The following is a 6,313-nucleotide window of genomic DNA, read 5'->3' on the forward strand; positions in this document are numbered from 1 at the left end:
ATGTCTGTTAGTTTGGCGTCAAACAGGTCTGCCCAGGGCTTTTCTGCAAAAGGTTTAATACTTGGATTTTCTTCGGTCAACGCAAATTTGATACGTGCAAAACAATTTATATTACTGTCTGCCAGATGATGAATAACCTGCCTGAGTGTCCAACCATTTTCCCGGTACGGGGTGTCCAATTGAAGCTGCGTGAGCGACTGTACTTCTTCTTTGATACGGAAAGGCAATAATGCAATAGTAGCAATCCATTGTTGTTGCATCTGCTGATGCAATTCCAGGTTTTCTATATATCGGCCTATTGGATATTGATCTTTTTCATTCATAGGATGCTTATTTTAGATAAAGTGATTCCATGAGTGGGTGTCTTTTGCTCTTCCTTTTCGGATGTTCTCCAAAGCTGTTTTTAGTTGAAACATTGTAGCATCATCTTCTATGTAAGGGGAATAGTCTTTGCCTTGTATCTGAATGCTATATACTGGAGAAATAACTGCTGCGGTACCCACACCAAAAAGTTCCACTTGATTTCCGGCATTAAACGCATCTTCCAGCTCTTGATAGCTAATAGCCCGTTCTTCCACATTCATTCCTTTATCCCTGGCAATCTGGATAATGGAATTTCGGGTCACCCCATCCAGGATAGAAGTGCTCAAACGTGGAGTGATGAGTGTATCCTTGGGCATTACCATCATATTCATAGTTCCGGCTTCTTCCAAAAACTGATGTGTTTTGGCATCTGTCCAGATAATTTGATCGAACCCCTGTTCTTTTGCCTGTTGTGTAGGGTAAAAGGCAGCTCCGTAGTTTCCGCCACATTTTACGTAGCCCACACCGCCTTCTGCTGCCCTAACGTATTCGGTTTCAACTTTTACCCTTACAGGTTTGGGATAGTACAGCCCCATCGGGGTACAGGTAATACAAAACGTATAGTTGTCAGCCACTTTAACCCCCAAACGTGGCTCCGTAGCAAAAACAAACGGGCGGATATATAGACTTACTTCTTTATCCTGTGGAATCCAATGCTGTTCAAGCCATACTAATTCTTCCAAAGCATTGATGAAAAGCTCTTTTTCTATGGGCGGCATGCACATACGCTCCAAAGAACGATTGAAACGTTGGTGATGCTTTTCGGGGCGAAAAATATGTACTTGTCCGTTATCTTGACGAAAAGCTTTCATTCCTTCAAAAACGGTTTGCCCATAGTGAAGACAAAGCGCAAAAGGACTTAATGAAAAATGTTGTGTGGGTACAATTCTATGAGACCTCCAGTTTCCATGATCATATTCGCTCAGGAATAGGTGATCGGTAGGCTGTGTCCCAAAATTAAAATCATCATAATTGAATGCTGATTGTTTACTCTGATCATTTTTGTGAATGTCTATTGCCATTGTTTCCATAGCTTACTATTTTATGTTTAATTCCATTTTAGTGTCTGCTCTTTTATAAATGCCCTGTTCTATGGGTATTTGTTGAAACCCAAATTTTTTATAAATGCTTAAAGCGGGTTTTAAAGCAGATTGAGTATAGAGCACTAATTTTTTTACTTCTAGTTCTTTTGCTTTTTCCAGGGCTGATTTACATAGTTTTGTACCTGCCCCAAGTCCGTGAAAAGCCTCGTCCACAGCCATTTTGGTAAGTTCCATAGTAGCATTGTCTATTTTTTTCAGTGCCACTGCACCTATTACCGTTTGATTATGAAGCGCAAATAAAATTTCTCCCCCATCTTTTAAAATAGCTTCTTCAGGATGAGTTAGGACATAGTTGTCAATAGCTTCCAATACAAAATGTTTTTCAATCCAAGCTTTGTTGAATTTTTCAAAGTAAGGTTGCCATTCAGGACGGTATGGTGCTATGTGTATGTTTATCATAATTTTATTTCAAATAAGCTGACTTCAATATTGTTGTAATGGGCAGGAAGATTACTTTTAGGGGGCAATTGTTTTTTCCCGATTAACCGGAACCCTAAGTTTTGGTAATAGGTTATCAATTTCTTATTACTGGCCCAGGTATCAATTCTTATAAATTTCTTTTTGCTTTTAAAGGCTTCAATCATAGCCCATTCTACAACTCTTTTAGCTATATTTTTCCCTCTGTAATTGTTGAGAATTGCCATTCGATGTAGATAGATGGCTTCCTTTCCTTTATCATCATTCCAAATGATGGGGTCAACATTCATTACGGAAAAAACGCCTGCAATTTCATCTTCGTCAGTCACTACCTTAAAATTTCTTTTCTCTTCAATCTCTTGTTTTATGAAAGATGAGCTGAATGGATACCAACTGTAACCAGTTTGATGATGTTGATATGCAATTGCTTCTGTGTATATTTTTTCAACACTGGAAATATCTGTCATGATGGTTTGTTCTATTCTCATTGTATTGCCATTTTTCGATATCCTCTGTTAATACAATACACACCGGAAAGTGTAGCGGTTAAAGCTAATAGCGTTATATCCGTAAGGGGTTCATTCAGGAAAAAATACCCTAGCATAATGGCTATAAATGGATTGATGTATGCGTATAAAGAGGAGACACCAATGGGTAAATGTTTCAGGGCATATACAAAACTGGAGTAAGCGATAATAGAGCCAAATACGATAAGGTATGCCAATGCCCATATACTTTTGCCTGAAATTGCTTTTAGTTCTGTGTAGTCGTCTAAAAAGAGGCTAAAAAGCACTAATGCAATCCCTCCCGTGAGCAGTTGTAAGGCTGCATTTTGGAAAACATTTTTATGATTTAAAATTTTGAACTTACTGAAGACACTTCCCGAAGCCCATGCCAGGCAGGCTCCAAATGCAATAAGCATTCCTAGAAAATATTCCGGATTGGCAATATCTTTTAGATTATCCCTGAAAATGAGTATGATTCCCAAACAACCCAATATCAATCCAAATAAGATCAAAATGTGCGGTCTTCTTCTATCAAAACCAAACAGATAGCTGATTACTACCACAAATACAGGAATAAGTGATAATATCAATGCGGCCAGTCCACTGGTAATGTAACGTTCGCACCAACCAATTACGCCATTGCCTAAAGTGACCATTAAAATACCGGTAATGGATTGATTAAGTAAATCCGATCTTCTAAGCTGAAGTTTTCCAATGATTTTTAATGCGACCAGCATGATGCCTCCTGCCATGATTTGCCGAATAGCAGAAAATAGAAAGGGAGGAAAAGTGGCTACGCCTATTCGGATTGCAAAGTAGGTAGAGCCCCATACTAAGCATACGATAATAAGAGATAAATATGCTAATAGATTTTTATTCATAGCAAGTAGGTAATTTTTATAACAAAATAAAGCAGAAAAAATGAATGGTTACAGATACAATTTTATTAATTTTAACGGATACAGATTTTATAATGAAGACTACACTATATCAAAAAATTGCCGAAACATTATCAGATCAGATTCAAAGCGGCACTATAAAGACCGGGGAAAAAATGCCTTCTCTTAGAGATCTAAAGAGAGAATATGGGGTTAGTATGAACACGGTTATTCAGGCCTACCTGGAACTGGAATCACAAGGGTTAATTATCTCCAGACCTAAATCAGGGTATTTTGTTAATTACAAACCCAATCAATTATCTGTACCCTCAACCAGTAATCCAGAAGGAATTGAGGAGCCGGAATGTGTGGAAAGCCTAATCGCTAAAGTATATACCTCATTAAATGATACCAGGATTACCCGATTCTCTTTGGGAGTACCGGAGAATGAATTGTTGCCTATAGCAAAATTGAACAAGGAACTGGTGAATGCCATGCGAAACCTTAAAGGAGGTGGAACTGAGTATGAAAATATACAGGGAAACCAGAAACTACGCAGGGATATTGCCCGGTTCACCTATACTTGGAATGGTAATTTACAGGAAGAAGACATTATTACTACCGCAGGAGCAATGAATGCCCTTTCATTTGCATTGATGGCACTTACCAAAAAGGGAGATACCATTGCAGTAGAAAGCCCTGTTTATTTCGGAATATTACAATTAGCAAAAAGCCTGGGACTGCACGTTATTGAACTTCCTACAAATCCTATTACCGGGGTGGAACTGGAAGCTTTGAAAAAAGTAATTCCTAAAATTAAAACCTGTATTCTGATTTCTAATTTTAACAATCCATTGGGGAGTTGTATGCCTGAAACACATAAAAAGGAAGTGGTTTCTATGCTAGCCAAGTATGGAATTCCTTTGATAGAAGATGATCTGTATGGAGATGTATATTTTGGAAGCAACCGCCCTAAGCCCTGTAAGGCGTTTGACAAAGAAGGATTGGTTTTATGGATAGGATCGGTTTCTAAAACTCTTGCTCCAGGCTATCGGGTAGGTTGGATAGCCCCCGGAAAATTCAAAGAAAAAATCATTCATCAGAAATTAATCCATACCGTTTCTTCCACAACCATAACACAAGAAGCAATTGCCAACTTTTTGGAGAAAGGACGTTATGAAAATTATTTGAGAAAGTTGCGAAAGACATTATACTCCAATAGTTTGCACTATGCCAGGGCAATAGCAGAATATTTTCCGGAGAAAACCAAAATCAGCAACCCTCAGGGAGGATTCATGTTGTGGGTAGAATTGGAAGAAAAAATTAATACTGTAGAACTATACGAAAAGGCTATCCGCCAAAATATAAGCATTGCCCCGGGCAGGATGTCTACCTTACAAAATCAATTTAACAATTGTATGCGTCTAAGCTATGGACAACTTTGGTCAGAACATATAGAAGACAAACTAAAACAATTAGGAAGAATAGTTAAAAGAATGTCTTAGTTTTTAAATAATCTGTTCTACGATTTACCAGGTATAGATAGCTCTTTGTAAGGACATCTTTTTATATAAAGTTTGAACTCAAACAGCTATCTTAGTTAGAATATTCTTGAAGCGTTTTGCTTTGAGTCCGGCACTGAAACTTAGGAAATTTCGATAACAGCAGGACAACAAGTGAAGAACGCTCATGCTACTGCGTGAGCGCACTTATTGTTGTTGGGTTTTCTAAGACCTCAGTGCTGTAAGTTGCTGCCTGCGCTATTTTAAATCAGCCGGTATTAATCCATAAAAATATTGATATGAAAGCAGCCGCCCAGCATTTTCCCGGATTTCATTATTCAGCTTCAGACCTCCTCAAATACATTACCGTAGCAAAAGATTTTACTTTAATGCTATCCTCAGGAGAATTTATTAAATTTACTCCTATTAATGATTCATTATTTGAAGATTGGCTCATAGCAAACAAGGTTCAAAATATCAGAAAAGAAGAAGGTTGGATAACCGAATAACCAGCCTGAATACATTACTTCCCTTTTCCTAACTCATTCAACTTTTCTTTGAGTTCAATAAGTCCGGCCTTTTCGAGATATTGACCGGCAATACTTTTCAATTCTTCCAGATTTTCTTCGGGCACATTAGATAGAAGTCCATCATTTTTCTCATCATCTTTCACGACCAATCCACGCTCAATTACATGGTTTAGTAATAACACATTTTTACGTGAGATCCTCAAATCAATCTTCACTGTGTCATTCATGCCAGGGATACTTAAGATCGTATCATAAACTTTGGCTACATCATTTGTTGTCAACATAATCAAACGTTTTAAATCATTCAACATTAATAACAAAAGTATTAAGAGTGAAAGAAATCATCCTCATCAAAATATGAAGGAGATAATTATTAGAACTATGGAAAACAAATCAAACACTATTATTATTACAGGAGGTCCCGGAATGGGAAAGACATCCGTTATAAAACAGCTTTCAGTTATGGGATCTCATTCGGTTGAAGAAACCGGTAGAAGTATTATCCAAAAAGAAATTAAAACAGATGGAAATCGTTTACCGTGGCTTGACAAAAAAGGATTTGCAATGGCTATGTTTCAGCAATCCCTCAACGATTTTCAAAATGTGTCGGAGAAGTGTGGATTGACATTTTTTGACCGTGGTATTCCAGATGTCATTGGATACCTAAAACTTTGCAATATTTCCATTCCTGAAACAATGTGGCAGGCAGCAAAAGAAAACCAATATCATCCTATGGTTTTTATAACTCCACCTTGGAAAGCTATTTATGTAAATGATGCCGAGAGAAAACAGACTTTAGAAGAAGCAGTTGCCACGTATCATATAATGAAGGAAACCTATTATTTCTTGGGATATGAATTGGTTGAATTGCCTAAAACTACAGTTTTAAAAAGAGCAAAAATCATTCTTAATTATCTTTTAACCTATTGACTACCATCCCATTCAAAATATAATGAGGATAGGTAGAAGCCATAGCACTTGTTTAACTTTATGTCCGTGAACTGAATAGTGAAG

Annotated in this window: 9 protein-coding genes; 3 read left to right on the top strand and 6 right to left on the bottom strand. The window is 37.4% G+C overall.

The features are described 5' to 3' along the window. From AACY61_RS07020 to AACY61_RS07040, 5 genes are all read right to left on the bottom strand, one after another. On the bottom strand, positions 1-323 hold a 323-nt coding region (locus tag AACY61_RS07020), incomplete at its 3' end, for a DinB family protein (RefSeq protein ID WP_339610866.1). A gap of 12 nt (positions 324-335) precedes the next feature. Then, the gene (locus tag AACY61_RS07025) at positions 336-1,394 is read right to left on the bottom strand and encodes a branched-chain amino acid aminotransferase (RefSeq protein ID WP_339610867.1); all 1,059 of its coding nucleotides are present in this window, start codon (positions 1,392-1,394) and stop codon (positions 336-338) included. Positions 1,395-1,400: 6 nt separating this feature from the next. Then, entirely contained in the window at positions 1,401-1,865 is a 465-nt protein-coding gene (locus AACY61_RS07030) for a GNAT family N-acetyltransferase (protein WP_339610868.1), read from the bottom strand. Beyond that, positions 1,862-2,371: a GNAT family N-acetyltransferase gene (locus AACY61_RS07035; protein WP_228251647.1), complete on the bottom strand. Its 510-nt coding sequence runs from the start codon at positions 2,369-2,371 to the stop codon at positions 1,862-1,864. Before AACY61_RS07035 ends, AACY61_RS07030 begins: the two co-directional genes overlap by 4 nt. After that, positions 2,368-3,270 carry an EamA family transporter gene (locus AACY61_RS07040; RefSeq protein ID WP_228251646.1) on the bottom strand — a complete coding sequence of 301 codons (903 nt, stop codon included), beginning with the start codon at positions 3,268-3,270 and terminating at the stop codon, positions 2,368-2,370. Before AACY61_RS07040 ends, AACY61_RS07035 begins: the two co-directional genes overlap by 4 nt. A gap of 92 nt (positions 3,271-3,362) precedes the next feature. Between AACY61_RS07040 and AACY61_RS07045 the strand changes: the two genes are divergently transcribed. Together AACY61_RS07045 and AACY61_RS07050 are read left to right on the top strand one after the other, a co-directional pair. Further along, on the top strand, positions 3,363-4,772 hold the full coding sequence (locus AACY61_RS07045) for a PLP-dependent aminotransferase family protein (protein WP_228251645.1): 1,410 nt from the start codon (positions 3,363-3,365) through the stop codon (positions 4,770-4,772). Between the two features lie 296 nt (positions 4,773-5,068). Then, positions 5,069-5,278, top strand: coding sequence for a hypothetical protein (locus tag AACY61_RS07050; RefSeq protein WP_228251644.1), 210 nt, complete (start codon positions 5,069-5,071; stop codon positions 5,276-5,278). Positions 5,279-5,292: 14 nt separating this feature from the next. Here AACY61_RS07050 and AACY61_RS07055 read toward each other — a convergent pair whose 3' ends face one another. Further along, positions 5,293-5,583 (bottom strand): hypothetical protein, encoded by a 291-nt coding sequence (locus AACY61_RS07055; RefSeq protein ID WP_228251643.1) that lies wholly within the window; start codon positions 5,581-5,583, stop codon positions 5,293-5,295. A 73-nt stretch (positions 5,584-5,656) separates the two neighbouring features. On the opposite strand from AACY61_RS07055, the gene AACY61_RS07060 reads away from it, so the two are divergent. Further along, a complete protein-coding gene (locus tag AACY61_RS07060) occupies positions 5,657-6,229 on the top strand; it encodes an AAA family ATPase (RefSeq protein WP_339610869.1) in 573 nt (190 codons plus the stop codon). The last annotated feature ends 84 nt before the right edge of the window (positions 6,230-6,313 follow it).

Origin of the sequence: uncultured Planktosalinus sp., from assembly GCF_963973675.1 — a bacterium.
In the GTDB taxonomy this organism is placed as follows: domain Bacteria; phylum Bacteroidota; class Bacteroidia; order Flavobacteriales; family Flavobacteriaceae; genus Planktosalinus.

Coding starts and splice junctions, on each gene's coding strand:
- AACY61_RS07055 (WP_228251643.1), bottom strand. CDS start 5,583: ATGTTGACAACAAATGATGTAGCCAAAGTTTATGATACGATCTTAAGT.
- AACY61_RS07035 (WP_228251647.1), bottom strand. CDS start 2,371: ATGAGAATAGAACAAACCATCATGACAGATATTTCCAGTGTTGAAAAA.
- AACY61_RS07050 (WP_228251644.1), top strand. CDS start 5,069: ATGAAAGCAGCCGCCCAGCATTTTCCCGGATTTCATTATTCAGCTTCA.
- AACY61_RS07025 (WP_339610867.1), bottom strand. CDS start 1,394: ATGGAAACAATGGCAATAGACATTCACAAAAATGATCAGAGTAAACAA.
- AACY61_RS07060 (WP_339610869.1), top strand. CDS start 5,657: ATGAAGGAGATAATTATTAGAACTATGGAAAACAAATCAAACACTATT.
- AACY61_RS07040 (WP_228251646.1), bottom strand. CDS start 3,270: ATGAATAAAAATCTATTAGCATATTTATCTCTTATTATCGTATGCTTA.
- AACY61_RS07045 (WP_228251645.1), top strand. CDS start 3,363: ATGAAGACTACACTATATCAAAAAATTGCCGAAACATTATCAGATCAG.
- AACY61_RS07030 (WP_339610868.1), bottom strand. CDS start 1,865: ATGATAAACATACACATAGCACCATACCGTCCTGAATGGCAACCTTAC.